At 57.6% G+C, this 18,941-nt stretch carries 21 protein-coding genes; 10 read left to right on the forward strand and 11 right to left on the reverse strand.

Annotated elements, in window-relative coordinates; genetic code table 11:
• Positions 1-239: 239 nt before the first annotated feature.
• Positions 240-2,087, forward strand: coding sequence for a tetratricopeptide repeat protein (locus ACVWZ1_RS00930; protein WP_457502289.1), 1,848 nt, complete (start codon positions 240-242; stop codon positions 2,085-2,087).
• Here the strand turns inward: ACVWZ1_RS00930 and rpaB are convergent.
• The 4 genes from rpaB to ACVWZ1_RS00950 all read right to left on the reverse strand — a co-directional run bounded on the left by rpaB (position 2,060) and on the right by ACVWZ1_RS00950 (position 5,485).
• Positions 2,060-2,800 carry a response regulator transcription factor RpaB gene (rpaB, locus tag ACVWZ1_RS00935; protein ID WP_414329445.1) on the reverse strand — a complete coding sequence of 247 codons (741 nt, stop codon included), beginning with the start codon at positions 2,798-2,800 and terminating at the stop codon, positions 2,060-2,062. The genes ACVWZ1_RS00930 and rpaB overlap by 28 nt on opposite strands.
• A gap of 462 nt (positions 2,801-3,262) precedes the next feature.
• Positions 3,263-4,120 (reverse strand): DNA repair protein RecO, encoded by an 858-nt coding sequence (recO, locus tag ACVWZ1_RS00940; protein ID WP_457502290.1) that lies wholly within the window; start codon positions 4,118-4,120, stop codon positions 3,263-3,265.
• Positions 4,117-4,812, reverse strand: a complete 696-nt coding sequence (deoC, locus tag ACVWZ1_RS00945; RefSeq protein WP_414357543.1) for a deoxyribose-phosphate aldolase — start codon at positions 4,810-4,812, stop codon at positions 4,117-4,119. Before deoC ends, recO begins: the two co-directional genes overlap by 4 nt.
• Positions 4,813-5,020: 208 nt before the next feature.
• Complete coding sequence (locus tag ACVWZ1_RS00950) at positions 5,021-5,485, reverse strand: redox protein (protein ID WP_414343843.1); 465 nt, start codon at positions 5,483-5,485, stop codon at positions 5,021-5,023.
• Positions 5,486-5,659: 174 nt separating this feature from the next.
• On the opposite strand from ACVWZ1_RS00950, the gene ACVWZ1_RS00955 reads away from it, so the two are divergent.
• Both ACVWZ1_RS00955 and ACVWZ1_RS00960 read left to right on the forward strand, forming a co-directional pair.
• A complete protein-coding gene (locus ACVWZ1_RS00955; RefSeq protein ID WP_457465503.1) occupies positions 5,660-6,553 on the forward strand; it encodes a LysR family transcriptional regulator in 894 nt (297 codons plus the stop codon).
• 272 nt (positions 6,554-6,825) lie between these two features.
• Positions 6,826-7,860: an E3 ubiquitin ligase family protein gene (locus ACVWZ1_RS00960; protein WP_457465502.1), complete on the forward strand. Its 1,035-nt coding sequence runs from the start codon at positions 6,826-6,828 to the stop codon at positions 7,858-7,860.
• Positions 7,861-8,238: 378 nt separating this feature from the next.
• Here ACVWZ1_RS00960 and ACVWZ1_RS00965 read toward each other — a convergent pair whose 3' ends face one another.
• The 4 genes from ACVWZ1_RS00965 to ACVWZ1_RS00980 form a co-directional block, all read right to left on the reverse strand.
• A complete protein-coding gene (locus tag ACVWZ1_RS00965; protein ID WP_414358456.1) occupies positions 8,239-8,793 on the reverse strand; it encodes a DUF4079 domain-containing protein in 555 nt (184 codons plus the stop codon).
• 42 nt (positions 8,794-8,835) lie between these two features.
• Positions 8,836-9,165, reverse strand: coding sequence for a zinc ribbon domain-containing protein (locus ACVWZ1_RS00970; RefSeq protein ID WP_457502291.1), 330 nt, complete (start codon positions 9,163-9,165; stop codon positions 8,836-8,838).
• Positions 9,050-10,186: an RNA-guided endonuclease InsQ/TnpB family protein gene (locus ACVWZ1_RS00975; protein WP_457502292.1), complete on the reverse strand. Its 1,137-nt coding sequence runs from the start codon at positions 10,184-10,186 to the stop codon at positions 9,050-9,052. Before ACVWZ1_RS00975 ends, ACVWZ1_RS00970 begins: the two co-directional genes overlap by 116 nt.
• 155 nt (positions 10,187-10,341) lie before the next feature.
• The gene (locus ACVWZ1_RS00980) at positions 10,342-12,033 is read right to left on the reverse strand and encodes an S-layer homology domain-containing protein (protein WP_457502293.1); all 1,692 of its coding nucleotides are present in this window, start codon (positions 12,031-12,033) and stop codon (positions 10,342-10,344) included.
• Between the two features lie 309 nt (positions 12,034-12,342).
• On the opposite strand from ACVWZ1_RS00980, the gene psbE reads away from it, so the two are divergent.
• The 7 genes from psbE (at position 12,343) to ACVWZ1_RS01015 (ending at position 14,905) form a co-directional block, all read left to right on the forward strand.
• Positions 12,343-12,588, forward strand: coding sequence for a cytochrome b559 subunit alpha (gene psbE, locus ACVWZ1_RS00985; protein ID WP_011433109.1), 246 nt, complete (start codon positions 12,343-12,345; stop codon positions 12,586-12,588).
• A 76-nt stretch (positions 12,589-12,664) separates the two neighbouring features.
• Positions 12,665-12,796, forward strand: coding sequence for a cytochrome b559 subunit beta (psbF, locus tag ACVWZ1_RS00990; protein ID WP_011433110.1), 132 nt, complete (start codon positions 12,665-12,667; stop codon positions 12,794-12,796).
• Positions 12,797-12,801: 5 nt separating this feature from the next.
• Positions 12,802-12,927, forward strand: a complete 126-nt coding sequence (locus tag ACVWZ1_RS00995) for a photosystem II reaction center protein L (protein ID WP_011433111.1) — start codon at positions 12,802-12,804, stop codon at positions 12,925-12,927.
• Between the two features lie 141 nt (positions 12,928-13,068).
• Positions 13,069-13,188 (forward strand): photosystem II reaction center protein J, encoded by a 120-nt coding sequence (locus tag ACVWZ1_RS01000; RefSeq protein ID WP_011433112.1) that lies wholly within the window; start codon positions 13,069-13,071, stop codon positions 13,186-13,188.
• Positions 13,189-13,714: 526 nt separating this feature from the next.
• The gene (locus tag ACVWZ1_RS01005; protein WP_011433113.1) at positions 13,715-14,185 is read left to right on the forward strand and encodes a photosystem I reaction center protein subunit XI; all 471 of its coding nucleotides are present in this window, start codon (positions 13,715-13,717) and stop codon (positions 14,183-14,185) included.
• Positions 14,186-14,223: 38 nt separating this feature from the next.
• Positions 14,224-14,337: a photosystem I reaction center subunit VIII gene (locus tag ACVWZ1_RS01010; RefSeq protein ID WP_011433114.1), complete on the forward strand. Its 114-nt coding sequence runs from the start codon at positions 14,224-14,226 to the stop codon at positions 14,335-14,337.
• 301 nt (positions 14,338-14,638) lie between these two features.
• Entirely contained in the window at positions 14,639-14,905 is a 267-nt protein-coding gene (locus ACVWZ1_RS01015; protein ID WP_457502294.1) for an ARPP-1 family domain-containing protein, read from the forward strand.
• 55 nt (positions 14,906-14,960) lie between these two features.
• Here ACVWZ1_RS01015 and ACVWZ1_RS01020 read toward each other — a convergent pair whose 3' ends face one another.
• The 3 genes from ACVWZ1_RS01020 to ACVWZ1_RS01030 form a co-directional block, all read right to left on the reverse strand.
• Positions 14,961-16,424: a 1-acyl-sn-glycerol-3-phosphate acyltransferase gene (locus ACVWZ1_RS01020; protein ID WP_457502295.1), complete on the reverse strand. Its 1,464-nt coding sequence runs from the start codon at positions 16,422-16,424 to the stop codon at positions 14,961-14,963.
• 334 nt (positions 16,425-16,758) lie between these two features.
• Positions 16,759-18,351 carry an Hsp70 family protein gene (locus ACVWZ1_RS01025; RefSeq protein WP_414416189.1) on the reverse strand — a complete coding sequence of 531 codons (1,593 nt, stop codon included), beginning with the start codon at positions 18,349-18,351 and terminating at the stop codon, positions 16,759-16,761.
• On the reverse strand, positions 18,351-18,914 hold the full coding sequence (locus tag ACVWZ1_RS01030) for a helix-turn-helix domain-containing protein (protein WP_457502296.1): 564 nt from the start codon (positions 18,912-18,914) through the stop codon (positions 18,351-18,353). Before ACVWZ1_RS01030 ends, ACVWZ1_RS01025 begins: the two co-directional genes overlap by 1 nt.
• Between the last annotated feature and the right edge of the window lie 27 nt (positions 18,915-18,941).

Here is an 18,941-nt window from a genome sequence, read left to right on the forward strand (position 1 = left end):
GTCAGCAAATCCCTGCAAGGTGCGGTCAATCTCTTGACGCAACTCTTGTGGGACTATCAGCTTGCAACGTACAGAGATGGTCTGGCTCATGGGCTCATTGTAGCTCATCCAGGTTCTATCCCAGTACTCTTATATGGAGGCGGCTTTCCTCCCGGCACCAAGCCTGCGGCTATGGTGCGGGCCTCCAGCCCGAAAATAGGTGAAAAGGATCTCAAAAGAGGCAAAAAAGAGGCAAAGACGTGCCACGGGGCTTTGGGCGAGGGAAAGACAATCGGCAAGCGGCTGAGTCACAGGATCCAGAGCGGGGATCCGAGATCCAATCCTCTTCGCAGGCGGCTCTGGCGTTGGTTCAACGCTACCGACAGGCGGGGGATCTGAAAGCTGCTCTGCACCTCTGCCGGCAGCTTACCCGCGCCCATCCCCATCTGTTCGCCGCTCAGGCGTTGCTGGGATCCCTTTATCTCCAGATGGGGGATCCCCGCCAAGCTTTGACCCCCTTGCAACTGGCTCTGCACCTGCGGGGGGATTGGGTGCCGGCCTGGCAGGATCTGGGCGATGCCTGGATGCAGCTTGGCAACCCAGAGGAAGCGGCGCGAGCCTACGAACAGGGCCTGGCCTTTGCCCCCGGTGATGGGCAATTGCTTTTCCGATTGGGCAGTTGTTGGCTCACCCTGGGGAAATTGGCCCAGGCAATTGAGGTGTTGCAACAGGCAGCAGCAGCCCAGCCTCCCCAGGTCTATGCCTTGGCAGCTTTGGGGAATGCCCTGATGCTCGATGGCCAAGCTGAGGAAGCGGAAGGCTGGTTTCGCCAAGCTCTCGCCCTTGCACCCCAGGAGGGGCGAATTCTCGTTAACCTCGGCCATTGCCTGCACCTGCAAGATCGCTTGGAGGAGGCCGCCGATTGTCTGCAACGGGCCATCTTGCTGTTGCCGAGGGATGCCCAGCCCCACAACAACTTGGGCACCATCCTGCAAGAACAAAACCGGCTGGAAGGGGCTATTGAGGCTTATCGGCGCGGCTTACAACTGGCCCCCCACTGGCCGGAGATCCACTACAACCTGGGCACGGCTTTGCTTACCCTGGGCCGCTACGAGGAGGGGTGGCGGGAATACGAATGGCGGCTGCAGCGACAAGAGGCGGCCTACCCGCGCTTTCTTTCGCCTCTGTGGACGGGATCCCCTCTGGGCCGCCAGACCCTGCTGATCTACGCCGAACAAGGGTTGGGGGACACGCTTCAGTTTGTGCGCTACCTGCCGCTGCTGGCCGAGGCCCATCCCCAAGCGCAAATCTGCCTCCGCTGTCAGGGATCCCTTGTCGAGCTGTTCAGAGGGTGCTTCCCCCTTCCCCAGGTGCAGGTGATCTCGGAAACGGATCCCTTGCCCTCTTTCGATTGCCATCTGCCCTTGCTCAGCTTGCCGCAGCGGTTGGGCACCACTCTGGAGACGATCCCGGCCCGCATCCCCTATCTTGTCTATCCCGTTCATGCCGGCGGGCCGCAGATCCCTTTGAGCCTCTCCTGGCGGGAAGACTGGCCGGAGCTTTCCCAGGAGCGGATGAAGGTGGGGCTGGTGTGGGCCAGCGGTCGGCGTGCCCATCCTGAGCTCAACCGCGTACAAAGGCTGAAAAGTTGCCCTCTGAATCTGTTGCTCCAGCACTTGCATGGGCCTTCCATCCAGTGGGTTAGCCTGCAGGTGGGGGAAGATCTGTCCGCGCCACTCGGACAGAGTCCTCACCCGGTGGGAGCCCTATTGGAGCAGTACCAGGTGGTGGAGCTGGGATCCCGTTTCCGCAGTTTTGTCGATACAGCCGCAGCCGTTGCCCAGTTGGATCTGGTGATCAGCGTTGATACAGCCGTTGCTCATTTGGCCGGGGCGATGGGCAAGCCGGTATGGGTGCTGCTGCCCTTTGCCGCCGATTGGCGCTGGCTCCTCCATCGAGAAGATAGCCCCTGGTACCCCGGGGTAATGCGACTGTTTCGACAAGACACACCGGGAGACTGGGTTGGCGTGTTGAGGCGGGTGCAGGCCGCTCTTGAAGAGAGGTTGCGAGGGATCCCCTCTCAAGACCGTGCCTGTTCCTCCCCCTGAATGATGCGCTGAAATAGATAGCCGGTGCCTCGGGCCGTCAGGATCAGCTCTGGGTTGCTGGGGTCATCTTCCAGCTTGGCCCGCAGCCGCGAGATGTGGACATCCACCACCCGCGTATCCACATGGCGCTCCGGGGTATAGCCCCACACCTCTTGCAAAATCTCGGAGCGGGAAAAAGGCTCCCCCGACCGACTGACCAGCAGCTCCAGCAGACTAAACTCCATCCCCGTCAGGCGAATGCGTTCGTCCCGTTTGTAGACCTGCCGCTTGTTGGTATCGATGCGGATGTCCCCCACTTGAATCACCCCGGAACTGGGGATCCCATCGTGGGCCGACCGCGCCACCCGTCGCAACACCGACCGAATGCGAGCTTCCAGCTCCTTGGGGGAAAAGGGCTTGACCACATAGTCGTCTGCCCCCAGCTCCAGCCCCGTGATACGGTCGGCCACATCGCCCAGCGCCGTCAGCATGATGATGGGGATGTCGGATTCTTTGCGCAGCTCCTGGCAAACCCCATAGCCATCCAGCTTCGGCATCATCACATCCAGCACCACCAGGTCGGGATCCTGCTTGTGGAAAACCTCCAGCGCCTCCTCGCCGTCCGAAGCTGTGACCACGTCGTATCCGATCATGGACAGACGGGTTTCCAAAATGCGTCGAATGCTGGCCTCATCATCGACCACCAGAATCCGTTCCTTACGCTGTGCTTCCACGGTGCTGCAACTCCTGAACTTCTAACGGTACTCGGTAAAAGAGAGATCTGAAAAAGAACTAAGGTGGGCGCTATCTTGAGTTGGGCGGATGCAGGAACCTCAGGGGCTGCTCCTCAGTTGGGCAGACTCACCGAGGAAATTGAACACTCACAAGCAATCATCTGCAATTAACCAAAGCCGCACCTCAGGGATGCAGCTCCGGGAAACAAGCACAAAACAGAAGGCCCTCTCGGCAGTGGATTCAATCTTGTTAAAAGCTCCAACTTCAATCCCACCTGATGATGCTGTCCAGTACCTGGTGCAAGGCACTCCTCCCCAAAAAACATTGCTCAAACCTGAGAGGCCTTCGTAAGAAGTTACTTTCCATAACCTAATTTATCATCCAAAATCGGCTGCCAACCCGCCTCGATGCTCTATTTTGCGGCTATTGGGCCGGACTTGATACATACCTTCACAACTTTTTCAGGCCGATGCCCATGTTTTGGGATGTCCCTCAGGAAAAGCCGGGGATCCTTGACCGTTTGCAGTGGAAACAGCATAGCAACTGGCCAATAGCTCGGCGGAACGGATCTCTCGATCCGTATGATGCTCCAAAACGCGCCGTAACAGACGTTCTGCTTCCAGCCAAGCAGCCAAAGGCAGGGAATCCTCCGGCAGAGGCAGTGTGGAGCTGGGCAGGGATCCCAAGGCACGTAAGGCAGAAGCGGAGACCCAGGCAATTGGGCTGGGCCGCTGGGCCACCCGGCAGGGATCACAGACCAAGCCACCCCATTGGGGGCTGAAAAAAACGCCGTCGACCAACTCCCCTTGACAGAAGTAACAAGCCTGCACCTGAGGGGCGAACCCCGCCAACGCCAGGAGGTGGTACAACCCGTGGGTGAGCAAGGGCAAAACGGCCCGTTCCGAAGCAGCCCGCTCGATGCGTTCCAAGTGTTCGACCAACACCACAAACAGCTCTTCCTGAGCTTGATCGGGCAAGGCCAACAGCAAGGCCACCTCCGCCAAATACTGCGCTGCCGTGAGATGGGCTAAGCTGCGGCTGAGGCGGGGAAAAGTCTGCAGGGTTTCCGCTTGGACGATGCGCTGTAGACGCTGGGAAGTCTCTGCTTGGGCAGACCAGCGCCCCCGCACCATCAGCAAGTCGTTGATGACAAAAGGCTCCATCCGCCCGCCCAGCTTGGAAGGCTGCTTACGGGATCCCTTGGCCACCGCCCGGATCAACCCTTGCTCGCGGGTCAAGATGGTTACAATCCGATCCGCCTCTCCCAGTGGGATCCCTTTGAGATTGATGCCCGTAACCCGATAGGTGCGCCCACTCATGGGGTTCCTCTGGCTCGCAGCTCTTGCATCAGCTCCAGCCCCCAAGAGGTGCCGATACGGCTGGCCCCCGCCTGGATCATGGCCTCTGCTTGAGCCACCGTGCGAATGCCGCCCGACGCTTTCACCCCCACTTTGCCGCGGCTGAGTTGCCACAACAGTTGCACATCTGCCAGCGTCGCCCCCCCCATCCAGCCGGTGGAAGTCATCAGAAAAGCCGCCCCCGCATCGATACAAATCTCCCCGGCCAGCTTTTTCTCCTCCTCGGTCAGCAGAGCCGTTTCCAAAATGGCCTTGATGCAGACCCCCGTTTCTTCCACCAGTTGGGCAATCTCGGCATGGAGGCGATCCAGCTCCCCCGCCTTGAGCCAAGCCAAGTTGATGCGGACATCCAGCTCCCGGCACCCCTGCTCCACCGCCAGTTGGGCCTCGTAGAGCTTAGCCTCTGCAGTGGTTGTGCCCAGGGGAAACCCCACCACCGTGCTCACCTTGACCGGGGATCCATGCAGCCGCTCCACCACCCGCGGCACGTAGCAAGGAGGAACACAAAAAGTGGGGAAGCCATAGCGCAAGGCAATCTCACACCCCTGGTCAATCTGTTCTGGAGTAACCATCGGCAACAGCAGCGTGTGGTCGATGTACTCCGCCAAGTTGATCGAGCTATCCGCTATGCCCTTGCGCTCCAGAGAGAGCATTGGTGGATCCCCCAGCACCCATCTTTACTCTAGCTTCAGTTTTCACCTGCAGGGATCCGCAAAGAGGGCTGAGCCTTGCCAACTCAGCAGGGCGACACCTCGACCCCTCCATTCCCCAGGCACAGCTCACCCATGCTGCTGCCCACTTGCGAGCCTCGATTGACTCGCGGCTAGGTTAAGGGAACGGGGGAGGATGATTGGGTTGCCCTCAGGCACAAATGCGGGGCAAAGGGGCGGGTGCCGAGGTCACCTGCAGCAATCGGGGAATACGGCTGCTGTCGTAGATGCGAAATTCCTTTTCCAAGATGGCTTTTTCGTCGCGCACCGCCTGGTTCAACACAATGGATCCCTCTGGATCGGAGACGGAACGGTGAAAAGTGCCGGGAGGAATGCGCAAAATACCTCGATTCGCTTCCAGGCGCACAATATGGAAGGGATCCCTCCAGCTAAAATTCACCAGGTAAAACGTCCGTCCGCCCCATAAAGCCAGCAAGTTGTCCTCCTGGTGTGGATGCATATAAAACTGCCAATAGCCCTGCGGATTGTTGGGGGGACTGATGGCGGGCCCATCATGGTAAACCAAATCGCGGGCGTTGGATCGCGCAACCGTGATGTCGAAAAAGCGCACGCCGGGAGTATCTCGAAATTGATGGAATGGCAGCAGGGCAAACATGGATCTCGACATAGGGACACTTGACCAACGACAGGAAGATAAAGAGGTTTTCACACTGTTTCGCGTTATTTCGCAGTGTGAAGGGGAAGCTATGTCGTAGTTTAGTCAGGCGCGGCGGAGGGTTCAAACCTGAGATAGCATCACATCTATGCGCAGATCGAATAGATGGGATCCATGAACATCTCGCAACTGCAAACCCTGGTGGCTGTGGTGGAGCGGGGAAATTTCAGCGATGCTGCCCTGCAATTGCACATTTCCCAGTCGGCGGTGAGCCGGGCCATTGCCAGCCTGGAGGAAGAACTGGGGGTGACCCTGTTGGTGCGCGGTCGCTTTGGGGCGCGCCTAACCCCGGTGGGGGAGCGACTGCTGCGCCATGTTCGCAAAATGCTGCAACTGCGGGAACAAATGGATTATGAGGCCAACCTGGAAAAAGGGTTGCGGGGGGGAAATGTGCGAGTTGCCGCTTTTCGCAGTGCTGCAACCCATTTGCTGCCGCCGGTGATCGCCCGCTTCCGCCAACAATTTCCCCAGATTACCCTCACCCTTACAGAGGAAGATCCGGCCACTGTTGAACATCTGTTGCGATCGGGCCAGGTGGATATTGGTCTATTGCCTCTGCCGCGGGCTGGTGAGGATCTACAGACGTGGGAGATTGCCCGCGATGAGTTCATTGTGTTGGTTCCGCTGAGTTTTGGGCCCCTGCCGGAAACCCTGACCTGGGAGGATCTTTCCCGTTTTTCCTACATTCTCTACAACTACGCCGAATGCACCACCGCGGTGCGGAACCACTGGGAAGCCGCTCACCAAACCCTCAAGGTGGCCTACTTGGTGAAGGAAGACTCCACCATTGTGAACATGGTGGCACAGGGTCTGGGGGCTGCCATCTTGCCCCGCTTGGCCGCCATTCCCATTCCCGAAGGGATCCAGATCCGCCGGCTGCCAATCCCACTGGAGCGGGTGATCGGGGCTGCCGTTCTGGCCTCTGCGCTGCATCCGCCTGCAGTATTTGCCTTCCTGGAAGCCTTGCGGGGAAACCCATCCCAGTTGCCAAGTCAAGTTCGGAACTGACCGCATTCGGGATTGTCTTAAACTCCTCTTAAATGCTGTTTTATGGATAACTGCTAGCATGAGGCCAACTTCACTCCCACCCCCCGGAAAGGAAGGCCTCTATGAACTGGCTGACGCTGCTTGGGCTACTTTGTCTTCCCGGCTCTCTGTTTTCATGTGTTGAGTATTTGCGCTCCCAAAGGTTGGTTCAACAGCTCTCCACCACTCGGTTGCTCAAGGTAGCCGAGCTTCGCAATCTCGGTCAGACAAGTCCACAGGCAAAAGGAGCAAACTTGGCCCAAGTTTATGGCAGGATTTTGTGCAATCGGCCTTTGGTATCGGAATTTTCGCGACAGCCTTGCGTCTACTACAAGTCCGAGATCTCTTGGGAGTATGACGAAGTCGAATGCTATCGAAAGTATTTGAACAGCGAAGGCGACGTAACCTACAGCGAACGGATCAGCGAAGGCGAATACCAGAACGCTCTGCGCTTGGGATCCCGGGCAAAATCCTATCCGGGGAGAATGACCGCAAAGGAGCCCGGATTGGGCTATTCTGCCCCCAGTTCTTTCCAGAAAAGGGTTGATCCCGGCTACTCCGATTCTTTCCCACAAAAGTCCAACCCTGGCTACTTCGGCGCGGCATCCTTTCCGCAAAAAACCGGCTCTGGCTACCCCGGTTCGGATGCTTTCCAGAAGAAGCCTGGTTACCCCGATTACCCACAAAAGCTCGGCTCTCCAGCCTATCCCGAAAAATGGCCGTTTTCTGAAGCAGGCTCTCCCCAAAAGTACTACAACAATGTGTACTCCGATCCGAGCACAGGCCGGGAATATCTCCTGGAGAGAGAGACGAGAACGAGAGATGAAACCCTTCACTCAGTGGTTCGCCAGATCCCTTTTTTCATCGAAGACGAAACCGGAAGGGTGAGGGTGGATCCCACGGGTGCGGAGGTAGAGGCTATGGCGGTTGTGGATGAGCGTGTCTTTCCCGGAAAAGGCCCCAGCCGCTTCAACTTCGATCTCAAGCGCTACCTTTCCCAAGTGAGAACAGAAAACCGCTCCACTCGCTCTTTCATCTATAAGGAATGGGTGATTCCGGTGGATGCGATGGCCTTTGCCATGGGGCAGGTGCGCTTCGAGGCAGGGGATCCCGTGATCCGAAAACCTCTTTCTGGGGGACGGTTCATGATCGCGCCCAAATCCCCTGAAGCCCTCTTGGAAGAGCAGCGCTCCAATGCCAGCAGCTACCTGGTGTTGTCCATCGTCCTGCTGGGCATCGGCGTTTTCACCGTGCTCTACCTGCTGCAATCCCTGCAACCTTATCGCTGATAGGCTCCCGGCCTTCCTGTCCAGGGAGAGGGAAACCTCGGGTTACCAAAAAACTGGGTCTAAAGCCCCGCCCTAAGGCCTACGGCCCGCTGACGCGACTAGGGCGGCTTTGTGCTATGCTGCCCGCAGCGGCAGGGTAGTCAACCGCTCTAAAAACCCAACAGTCTCACGACTGGATACAGCCTCAGCAGGCTTTGTAGTTGTTGTTTGCAACGGTACCTAAGGGCATTAGGGAACCGCTCTGGGTGCTAGGGCTTGCGTAGCGCTTGGGGAGACGAGCACCGCTGCCGTGGAGGGGCAACCCAACACGATAAGTGCTGTCGCAGAACCAGGAACCAGAATCCCCTGCCTTTAGGCAGGGGAGCATGTCAATGCCACTCACAGCGACAAGCCCAGCTTGAGCCCGAACAAGGCATGGGCAAACAGTATGCACAGGATGAGGCTGCCCACATAGGCATGGGTGGTGCGCAGAGCAGCGCGGTTGCCCCCAAAGCCGCTGAGAGACAAAGCTCCATTCACCGCCAACAACAGCAGCACCAGGGATCCCGTCCAAAAATGGGGACTGCTCAATAGGGGCTTCCCTTGCATCACCAGGGAGAGAATGCCGCCGGTGTAGCCCAGAGCGATGAAGGTGGCCATCCAGGGAGCCAATTTGCGGTGATCCAGCAGAGGCTTTTGGGCCGATTCCGGCAGGGATCCCTCTGAGGTTGGGGAGGCGGCTGCCAGACGCAAGGTTCGCCCTCGCCACCCGGTCAGGCCGACAAAGCTGCCCATCACCACCACCACGATTCCCATCATCAAAGGGTGACCCCATTGCACAATGGGTTGGGGCAAGTTGAGGCCGGCAAAAAACTGGGCTACGGGCTGCAAGGCGGCGGTTAACCGATCCGAAGCTGCCGACAGATCCGGCAAGGCCAAGCTCAACAGGTTCATGGCGATCCCTCTACCTCTGCGACGAATCTACAACTGCATGAACTACCCCACCGCATAGGCGGATGGGGTTTCTGATGCCCCATTCGCTTGACGGTGAAGTTTCTGTCTCCTCCTCTGCCCCAGTTGCTTCATAGCCCCGCAGGACTTTGAAGTAGTGCTGAGACATCCAAGACTCACGAGGCTGGTTCCCAACCCCGGTTGCCGATTAGTGGCAACGGTGTACATCACCATCACCGAGCCCCGATCCCTGGGGATTTCAAACCCACAACCAGAGCAGACATGATAGCGGTTGCTCAAGTCCGCCCACTCCTTGTGGACTGCCCCACATTGGGGACAGCGTTGGCTCGGTTTGAGGGTCTGAGTGGGAAGCATGAGGACTAAACCACCTTTCTGCTCGATCTTGTAGGTAATCATCTGGTTCAATGTACCGAACCCCACCGACAGAATGGACTTGTTTAGCCCTGCCTTGCGCTTCCCACCCTTGCGGGTCATCCCCTTGACATGCAGCTTCTCCGTTACGCCGTTCGCCTACGGCGGCGCGGAGCGCTTCGCCATAACGACAAGCTATCTCTGACGTCACTTTGTGTTGCCAGTCTTTGCGCTGACGGGCGACTTTGGCTTTGAGTCGGGATTCCCGCTGATGGATTTTCCGCCAACGACGGGACGCTTTCACCCCCTTCTTCGGAGCGCGCTTGCATCGCTTCAACTTGGCAAGCTTGCGTATCTTCGCCTCACTTCTCTGGGTAAAGCGGGGATTGGCGATCTTCTGAAACTCAGACCCATCAAACAGGGTCAGGGCGGTCTCTGTACCCAAGTCATAGGCAACTATAGATTCGTACTGCAAATCCGACTGTGAACCAAACTTAGGTTCAGGTATCGCCACCTCCACCGTCAACGACGCAAACCACTGCCGTCGGGACGGCTTGTAAACAAGGGTCAGCGTAGTGGGCACACCCCAGTTCCTAGCCTTGCCCCGCATCTTGAGGGTCATGCCCACATCATTCAGCGTTACGGTGCCCTGCTTCCCCATGCTGTTGACCTTCCACCCCGACCGGGCAGGATACGTCCAGCCCGAATACCGGCGAATGGACTTGAACCTCGGCTTCCTACTCAGTCCTCGAAAGAACCTTTGGTAAGCATAATCCACCCGCTTGACGGTAGCTTGCAAAGTTTGGGAGTTCAGTTGGGCAAACTCCCCCCACACCTGCTTGAATTCGGGGAGTAGGTTCTGCTGTTCCAGGTAGGTCACCGTTCGGCGGTGGAGGTGGTACTCGGTTTCCCGATGGGCAATGCAAGCATTGTAAAGATAACAGTGCAGGCGACGGGCCTCAAACAAAGCCTTTTCCTGTGCTTTGCTGGGATACAGTCGAAAGGTCTGCCTTCTTGTTGCCATGTGCACACTTTATCCCAGTTCTGAGGGCTTTATCCCCCGAACAACCGATCCGGTGGTGCTATCCATCCCCACCCTACAGAGGGTGGGGAACTCCGCACGTTTTGTTAACAAATCTACAATACCCTGATTTTAGTTGACCCTTTGCAGGGATCCCGCTAGGGGGCAATGGTAATGGGCGAGGGGCTGGTTTGGGTGGTCTTTTGGCCCCCTCTTTGCAAGATCACCTCGATGATGCCGTTGTTGACCGGCTGCATGTTGAAGGGCAGTTGCTGCTGGGTTTCGTATAGGCCCGGCGCCACCTCCCGCATTTCAACTTCGGGCGTTATCCCAATAATCCGAAAAGCAGCCCGCCCCCCTGGATCTCCTCGCATGGTGACTTTGAGAATTTCTCCCATGTGCAGGTTGGTGCTGTTGGTGGTGACACTAAAAATCCGGGGCGGCCCCACGGCAACAGGCGCGGAGACCGGCTGAATGGTGGAGCGGGTTCCTCTGGAGCCATCGATGGAAAAGGGAAAAATCTCCCGATGTTCCTGGCTGAGGCCGTCCTTGGTGAGCACAATCCGCAAGGTGGGATTGTTGGCCTGGTGGGTGGGGGCCACCACGTAGGTGCCTTCGTAGTGGTTGGGTCGTACCTCCCGCATCGGCTGGTTCAGGGCCAGATTCCCCAGATCAAACTGGGCGATCCCTCCGGACTCTCCCCAAATGGCAATGGTGAGAATATCCCCTTCCACCAAGTCGCGCTGGGGATCCAAGCGAATGGCCTCAATGCGCGGATAGCGATTGCCGGCTGCAGTCAGAGGGGCAGGGGACGGCTGCGGCAGAGGAGCCGGGGGCGGAAACACCGACTCCACCGGCGGGGGAGCGACATTGCCCAAGGCCAGTTGAGGTAGCCGCCGTTGAACGCGGGTACTGACGCCATTGAGGGTCAATTGAATGCTGATGTCGGGGCTGAGGGCGCTGTCCTGAGGGCTAAGGCTGTAAACTGCGCGGTAATAGCCGGGCTGCACCTCTTGCATCGGCAGACCCTGAACCACGCCGCCGATATCGACCGTAGCCCTGCCGTTGGGAGTGGCCTGCGCTTCAATGGTCAAGGTTCCCCCCGCAGGAACACTTCCTTCTTCGGGAGTAATCCGCGTTTGGAAGATTTCGGGTTGGACAGTCTCGGCCACCCGGGCTGGGGAGGGACGCAACTGGGCCACAGGGGGTGGCAAGGGCGGAAGCTGACCGCGATACACCAGGGCCTGATGCAACAACACTGCCCCTTCTGCTCGCCTCAGCACCCGATTGGGCTGAAGACGGGCCGGATCCGGCACATTCACCAGCAGCCCCGCTTCGCCTGCCATGGCCACAAAAGCCCGCCCTACCTCCGGCACATCAGCCGCATCGGTGTACAGAGCCATCCAGCGCTCAATGTCGGCCTGAGTGGGAGCAGGCAATTGCAGAGCCCGCACCAAAATGGCCAGGGCTTCCAGGTGGGTGATATCCCCTTGCGGGCGAAACTCGTTGCCCTCGTATAGGCGCATGGCCCCCGCCTGCAGCACGGCTTGGGCAGTCCAATAGTCGGGGGTGTTGGGCTCCAGGTCGCGAATCTCCTGCACCTGGTTGGGATTGGGAATGTAGCCGAAAAACTCCGTCAGCCACTGGGCCAATTCCAGACGGGTCAGGGTGGCTGACAGGGGTTCTTGGGTGATCACCACATCTGTCTGACGTTCCAGAGCCGCCACGTAGGGGTCGGTCCAGGCCAGCGAGGCTTGCTGCTCCACCCCTTGGGACCAAGCCGGCAAGCTGACACCCGACCAGCCCAGCGTCCAACACAAGCTCAGAGCTAGGGGCCACGAGCACCGCATAGCTGTCACTCCTGTTCCAACAACATCCCCTCAGGGCCAGCTTATCTCAAACTTCCGCCCCATCCTCAAGCCCTCGATGCCCCTTGGGATTGCGCCCTTTGGCAGTGAGATTCTGAAAACTCGGGTAAGAAGGTTCGCCGCAGGGATCCCTTAGGAGATTTTACCTATGCAAGACGGGATCCGGCTTGGCAGCAAAGGGGCTAAGCGAATGTCTTGCAACTTGTAGTTGTGCATCCAAATCCTTATCATTGTGTTATAGACTCAGAAAGTTCAGAAAGCACTTTTGCCCCTACCCTAGGGAGGAGTTTCATGGCTGGCAGCACCGGAGAGCGACCTTTTGTCGATATCATTACCAGTGTCCGCTACTGGGTTATTCACGCCCTGACCATTCCCGCTTTGTTTTTGGCAGGCTGGCTTTTTGTGAGCACCGGCCTGGCCTATGATATTTTTGGCACCCCGCGCCCCAATGAGTATTTCACGGCAGAGCGCCAGGAGTTGCCGATCGTCAGCGATCGCTTCAATGCTCTGGAGGAGCTGGAGAGGCTGACTCGCTAGGAGTGCCCGTGGGTAAGTGGACTATTCGTTGTTGCAATTTGTAAGTTGATTGAGCTTTTTGCGTAGGGTGATATCTATGGCCACTAAATCTGATGAACCCGTTTTTTACCCTGTTTTTACCGTCCGTTGGCTGGCGGTACATACCTTGGCGATCCCAACGGTTTTCTTCTTGGGAGCTATTGCTGCAATGCAGTTTATTCAACGGTGAACCCAATGGCTGATCAACCCGAAAGGAATCCCAACTCCCAACCTGTCGAGCTAAACCGCACTTCCCTTTACTTGGGTTTGCTGCTGGTGTTTGTGGTTGGGCTGTTGTTCTCCAGCTATTTTCTCAACTGAGGCCAGGATCCCACTCTGCTCTTGGAGTTGGGAAAGAGCGCAGGGGACAATGCTGGCTTTTGGCTAGCCCTTGCTCCCCTTTGCTAAGTTTACTGAGAATGTAATTGCTGCTAGTTCTGTCTTTTTTGGAGACCAGTTGCTATGACCAGTCAAGCAAGGATCCCTTTGTGGATAGTGGCTGTGGTTGCCGGTTTGGGTGTGATCACGGTAGTTGGGCTCTTTTTCTATGGCTCCTATGTGGGCCTAGGCTCTAGTCTGTAGGTTTGAGGTTTTCGGTCTGGTAGTAGCCCCCAATAGGTAGGGGTAAAGGGTCCCATGGTTTTTACGACCTGGCCGAATTCAGTTAGGCTTTGTTGACCCATGGCCAGTGTATCTACCACTTTTTTCGAGGCTACCTACCACAGCGCAATATCGATCCCTTGCCTAGCAGGGATCCTACTTCATTGCAGACCTTAATACTCAACTTAATACTCAATACACAGTCCGAAAAAGCTGCCGCTATTCCTCACCACTGGTTACAACCAGGCGGTGAATATGGACTTCTCTCTTCTCCCCCTGGAGAGGGTGAAGTTCACGTTAGCAGGTCAGGGATCATGGGCAAGAGCGCGAATTGCTGAGGACAGGTTCTGCGAGGGAATGTCTCAAACTTATGTCTCAAACTTATTTAGAAGAGCTATCTCTGTGTTAAGCGAGCATGAACTTTTTTAACGATCCGGGTGGTGGTTGCCGAGAGGGTAACTTAGGCCCCGTAGAATGAATCGCAAAATTCCAGGCAGGACTTTCGGACATGGATTACATTCGCACCTTTAACGACGATCCCTGCGAGGGGCATCTTTCGACGCCCATCAGCGATTCTCCTGTCACCCGTCTGTTTATCAACAATCTTCCCATCAACCGTCCTGGCTTATCGCCGCTGTTGCGGGGTCTAGAAATTGGGCTGGCCCATGGCTATTTCTTGGTGGGGCCGGAAATTGTGCTGGGGCCGCTGCGGGATTATCCTGAGGCAGCTAACTTGGGCGGGCTGGTTACGGCGATGGCGATTGTGCTGCTGGGAACCGCCTGTATGTCGGCCTATGGCAGCGTTACCTTCGGAAACAAGCCGGAAACACCGGGGGCCGCTCCTCTGGCTACAGCTCGGGGTTGGGGGGATCTGACGGCAGGATTTTTCTTGGGAGGTATGGGTGGAGTGTTTGCTGCCTACTTCCTGCTGGAGAACTTTGCCGGGATCGACGCCATCTTTCGAGGGCTGGTGAATTAGTTGTCAAGTTTGTCAAGTCACTTGAGAGGAGCAAAATCATGACCGGTTCTTACGCTGCTGCTTATCTTCCTTGGATTTTTATCCCCATTGTTGGTTGGCTGCTTCCTGCAGTGGGCATGGCAGTGCTTTTTTTGTACATTGAGCGGGACTAGTCCCGGAGTGCTTTGATACTCACTAGTGCTGATTAATTTCAATTATTTCAGGCTAGAGATCAACCCCAGATATTGAGGCAGGGATCCCAAAAAAGGGATCCCTGCCTTTTTGGCAGGATGAAAAGCCTTTGTCCGCGCTGCCAGAATCTCGCAGGGCAAGGGCCGTCCCTCATCTCTTTTTAGGAAGGAGGAGCTTCCAAAAGATTTTAGAGTGGAGCAGGATTCAGCAAGCTGATCCCATGCTAACGAGGAAAAGGGCAGCTTCTGCAACACCCTTTTAAGTTTTAAGAAGGAGGAGTCGATGGCCAGCCTTAACTTTCCAACCCTGCGTATTGGGGATCCCATTCAAGAGGGCAGTTTCCAGGTTTTCCCTCTCTTTTCTCAGGGGGAGCAGGAAGTTGCCTATCGCCTTCCAGATCTGCAAACTCAGGAAGCAACCATCACCGAGGTGAGCGAGGCCGGAGCAGTACCTCACCTGGTTGTGGAAAACCACAGTGAGTTCCTATTGCTGCTGGGAGTACCGAGCAGAGTCCCAGCGGGGCGACCATGGCTCAGCTCTGTTCCATGACGGGAAGGTGGTTTATCTCTCGGCAGTCTCTCGGCGGTAGTACCGAACTCCTCGCCTAAACCCGTTCCTCCTGCAGGGGATCCCTAGAAATTGGAAAGGAAAAAGAAAGAAATTGGAAAGAAAAAACATCCTGAGTTAGCTCGGTCACCGCCTGTTTGGCTTCCTGGCGGCCTCGGCAATACCGCTCTAACCGCTCGCTAACGGAGATGGGATCCCCGACGGTCACGTGAACCCCCCGCCAGCCTAGGCGAGGGCGGGCTGGGTAGGATTCCCCTCGAAGGCGGGCCAGCACATCAAATAGAATGAGGGCAGTTTCTGCCAGCCGCTCAAAAGAGGGTTTGCTCAGCAAATACTCTTCCTGGACGGCTACACAGCTTTCCACCAAGCGCATGTGCTGCAGGTAGAGCGTTGCCTGGTGGGCTTTCCAGTCGAGCAACCCCCGCTGCAGGGGAGACAGGGATCCAGGATGCCGCAATTCTTCTCGGTAAATCTGGATCCAGGCGACTTCTTCAATGCGGCGGCAGCGGCTGTTCCAATCCCCCTGGGGAGATAGGCCAAAGTAGGTCTCTGCGGTTTCCAGGGCTCTGTGGAGCAGCCGCTCCAGGCGAGCGTTAAAGTGGCCAGGGGCTAGCCTCTGCTCTATCCGTGGTTCTTCTTCATCTCTCCCAGAGATGAAGGGAGGTAGGTCGTAGAAAGCTTCCAGTTGTCCCAGGAGATGCTGGGCTAGGCGGCAGATCCGCTGGGTGTAGCGAAGGTTGGGGCTCCTGGAGGATCTTGGCTCTGGCTTCGGAGGCGTCAACCCACTCAGGTGCTCAAGGCGCGCCAGCAGGCGCTCCAGCTTCGTCCAGGAGGGATCCGTGTAGTAGTACCGAATGCCAATGGGCAGCAAAATGACGGTCTCTGAGCGACCAGCTTTGGCCAGGTCCTCGGCGCACCAAAAGCACAGCTGAGCCATTCCCGGTTCCAGGGGATTGATCCGTTCGCTGTGGCCGTTGGTGGCTCCTTCTGGGGCGATTGCAAAGGGAAATTGCCCATCCAGGAGCAGTTGCCGGGCCGCCTTTAGCGCCACCCGATCCACCCTCCGACCGCGGCGTATAGGGATCCCGCCCAGGCGAGACAACAGCCACCCCAGCCATTCCCCTCCCCAGAGGGGCATGCCCCGGTCGTAGAGAAAATGGGCGTGAAGGGGTTCTCGAAGGCGGATCCCTTGTCGACGGGCGGCTTCGGGCACCAGGCGAGATAGAACGTACAGGCCCACCAGCGGGTCATCCACCTCCACATGTCGGAAAGCCAGGACTAGGCGAATTTGACCCTCCTGGAACTGGTGGTAGAGCCGCGCCAAGATCTCCGCCCCTGTGGCCTCGATTTTGGCAATGCCGGAAGGAAGCCAGCGCCGCACCCTCACCCGCAAGAGCAGGGGCAGGATCCCGTGGACGAGCCGTAGCACCCAGGCGCTATAGGCGGGCGGAATAAAGTCGAGGGGAGGACGGGCAAAATGGGGCGGTGGTGACAAGAGCAAGATTTGTTCCCAAGGTAGCTCAAGAGAAGAAGTGTAGTTAAACGCAAATCAGATTCATATCCCATCGCTCAGATTATTCATCAAGTCGCTACAGAGATCACTGGATATGCAGCCATTCTCAATCAATAATCAATATCAACAATATCAATGATTGAGATCCTTCCCCTGAGACCCCACGCCGTCGGCGCAACCGCTCTCTACTCTCCTCAAGCCCCCGACCCCTCTCTCACAAGGGGAGATGAGAGTTGGGAATCGTGGCCATGTCGTGCCCTTTACATTGCTTTCTTTGTCTTCCGTTGCAGTGAAGACGCTCTCTTCTCTCTACTTTCGTCTCTTAACTCAAGGTGGCTACAGGCTGGGCCTCTGCCAAGAGCGCCTGAGTTTGCAGGTCGGTGATGGTGACCAACAAGCGCCGCGAGCTATCAATGGCAAATTCGACGCGAAGGCGATCCTCTCCCACGCGGCCAGGGGGCTGCAAACGGGCCAGACAAATTGGTGATGACTCCGTCGAAGTAGCGCGAACGGTTGGGGATCCGAGAGGGGCCAGGAACCGGAAATCGGTTTGCCGGGTGAGCTGCCGGCTGCTCATCCGCCCCAGCTCGTCGTAAACCACCTCCGATTGGGCCACCTGGGCCACTTCGCCCACCTCCAGGCGAATCTCCGTTTGTCCGTCGTTGGCCACTTGCAGGATCAAGGGCTCAGCCCGTCGGCAGGGATAGGGGCTGCCCTGTTCGAAGAGGGGGTAGTAGATGTAGCTCTTCTGCAAGGGATCCCAGAGGCGGAGGGCATAGCTGTGGTGCAGGCGATCCTCCAGCTTCACCTGGCGGCCCACCTGCAGGGCGCCCAGGGCCACAGCATCGAAGGGGCGTTCGCAGCGCACTTTCTTTTTGCCGAAGTAGGAGCGCAGCAGCTCTTGAACTGCTGGCAGTTGGGAGCTGCCTCCTACCAAGAGCACCTGCTCAATTTGGTTCTTGCCCAATCCCCTCGCCTGGGCGGTGAGGAGAACGTCGTCTAGGCACTGGCGGATTTGATCCAAAAGCTGACGAGCTTCCAGGATCTCTTCCAGCTCCTGCCGGCTTAACTTCAACTCATGGGCAGTGAGGGCTTCGTCGTCAAACCAACTGCCCACCGCTTCCATCTGAGTGGAAAGGGCGATCTTGAGCTGTTCCGCCTGCTCCAGGAGGTTGAGCCAGCCCAGAGCTCCAATTTGCTGTCGGCTTAGCCCCAGTTGCTGCAGTAGGTAGTCGGCAATCCAAATGTCGATGTCCACCCCGCCCACATAGGCATCGGCCTTGGCGATCACCTCCGCTTTGAGGACAGGGCTACCCGCTTGGGGAGCGAGGGTGCGCACCAAGCTGAGATCCAAGGTACCGCCGCCGAAATCCACCACCAGCACTAGGGATCCCGGCTGGCCAACCGCATAGCCCAGGGCTGCTGCCGTGGCTTCATCGACAATTTGAACGGGATCCCAGCCACAGGCACTGGCCACTCCCCGCAGCCAATTGAGGTAGCGCTCAAAAGAGCCGACAGGGGCGGTGAACACCAGCTGTTGCGGCTGCAGGTGTTCTTTCGGGACAGCTTCCATCACCGTCTGCAAAAAAGCTTGGGCCACCCTCTCGGCGTCGTAGCGCTCTCCATCTAGAACTCGCGGCGGAGGGACAAACTCCGCCACCAAGTCCCGCTTAAACCCCTGAAACAGCCGTTGCGGATCCACTGCCCCCCACCGACCGGCGCGCACGGTTTCCCCCACCAGGAGCTGGCCTTTTCCCTTCACGTAGACCAAGCTGGGAATAGCCGAGTGGTCTGGGCGAGAGAGGCCGGGAAGAGTGAGGAGACGGGGCACTGCTTGGGCGGGATCCCAAACTGCCACCACCGTGTTGCTGGTGCCAAAATCAATGGCTAGGGTCGCTTTGGGGGCAGGTGCCATCAGCTCAGTCCTCCAGGCAGGGAACGGCTGACTTTGGCTGGGCAGAGGATGTGGTCACCGCGGCGGTAGCCGACAAAGCGAATGTAAACGGGATCCCCCTTTTGAATATCCAGCTGATCCGGTTGATGCAGTTGCGGGTCAAAGGGGACGGACTCCAGGGGGTTGCCGATGGGCTCATACCCCCAGTGCTGCAGCAGAGCATCCAGGGATCGAAACAAGGCAATCACGTTTTGGGCCGGCCAATCGGGCTTGCGCTGGGCAATCTGGCGGACGGTGGGGTAGCTGGTCAGCAACGGCTGCAGCAGAGAGAAGAGGACTTCTGAGGAATCGGTGGATTCCATTTTGTCATTCCCGTTGAGGCGCAGTAGGGATCCCAAATCCCACTGCAGAGCGGCAGCCAGCTTTTGGAGCTGCTCCAGGCGCAGGGATCCCCACTTCCCTCGGCGCACCTGATCAAGGGCGCGGCGGCTGATCCCGGCCTGGGCCTGTAAAGCCCGCCAAGAAGACAGGCCAACAACCCGCATGCGTTCCTGCAGCCAACTATCCAGCGGTCTCTCGGCCATTGGGTTTTGCCAGGGATCCCTACGATC

The sequence above is a fragment of the Thermostichus sp. MS-CIW-25 genome (assembly GCF_054060015.1).

Coding starts and splice junctions, on each gene's coding strand:
- recO (WP_457502290.1), bottom strand. CDS start 4,120: ATGAGTGGGCGCACCTATCGGGTTACGGGCATCAATCTCAAAGGGATC.
- deoC (WP_414357543.1), bottom strand. CDS start 4,812: ATGCTCTCTCTGGAGCGCAAGGGCATAGCGGATAGCTCGATCAACTTG.
- ACVWZ1_RS00950 (WP_414343843.1), bottom strand. CDS start 5,485: ATGTTTGCCCTGCTGCCATTCCATCAATTTCGAGATACTCCCGGCGTG.
- ACVWZ1_RS00955 (WP_457465503.1), top strand. CDS start 5,660: ATGAACATCTCGCAACTGCAAACCCTGGTGGCTGTGGTGGAGCGGGGA.
- ACVWZ1_RS00965 (WP_414358456.1), bottom strand. CDS start 8,793: ATGAACCTGTTGAGCTTGGCCTTGCCGGATCTGTCGGCAGCTTCGGAT.
- ACVWZ1_RS00970 (WP_457502291.1), bottom strand. CDS start 9,165: ATGCTTCCCACTCAGACCCTCAAACCGAGCCAACGCTGTCCCCAATGT.
- ACVWZ1_RS00975 (WP_457502292.1), bottom strand. CDS start 10,186: ATGGCAACAAGAAGGCAGACCTTTCGACTGTATCCCAGCAAAGCACAG.
- ACVWZ1_RS00980 (WP_457502293.1), bottom strand. CDS start 12,033: ATGCGGTGCTCGTGGCCCCTAGCTCTGAGCTTGTGTTGGACGCTGGGC.
- psbE (WP_011433109.1), top strand. CDS start 12,343: ATGGCTGGCAGCACCGGAGAGCGACCTTTTGTCGATATCATTACCAGT.
- psbF (WP_011433110.1), top strand. CDS start 12,665: ATGGCCACTAAATCTGATGAACCCGTTTTTTACCCTGTTTTTACCGTC.
- ACVWZ1_RS00995 (WP_011433111.1), top strand. CDS start 12,802: ATGGCTGATCAACCCGAAAGGAATCCCAACTCCCAACCTGTCGAGCTA.
- ACVWZ1_RS01000 (WP_011433112.1), top strand. CDS start 13,069: ATGACCAGTCAAGCAAGGATCCCTTTGTGGATAGTGGCTGTGGTTGCC.
- ACVWZ1_RS01005 (WP_011433113.1), top strand. CDS start 13,715: ATGGATTACATTCGCACCTTTAACGACGATCCCTGCGAGGGGCATCTT.
- ACVWZ1_RS01010 (WP_011433114.1), top strand. CDS start 14,224: ATGACCGGTTCTTACGCTGCTGCTTATCTTCCTTGGATTTTTATCCCC.
- ACVWZ1_RS01015 (WP_457502294.1), top strand. CDS start 14,639: ATGGCCAGCCTTAACTTTCCAACCCTGCGTATTGGGGATCCCATTCAA.
- ACVWZ1_RS01025 (WP_414416189.1), bottom strand. CDS start 18,351: ATGGCACCTGCCCCCAAAGCGACCCTAGCCATTGATTTTGGCACCAGC.
- ACVWZ1_RS01030 (WP_457502296.1), bottom strand. CDS start 18,914: ATGGCCGAGAGACCGCTGGATAGTTGGCTGCAGGAACGCATGCGGGTT.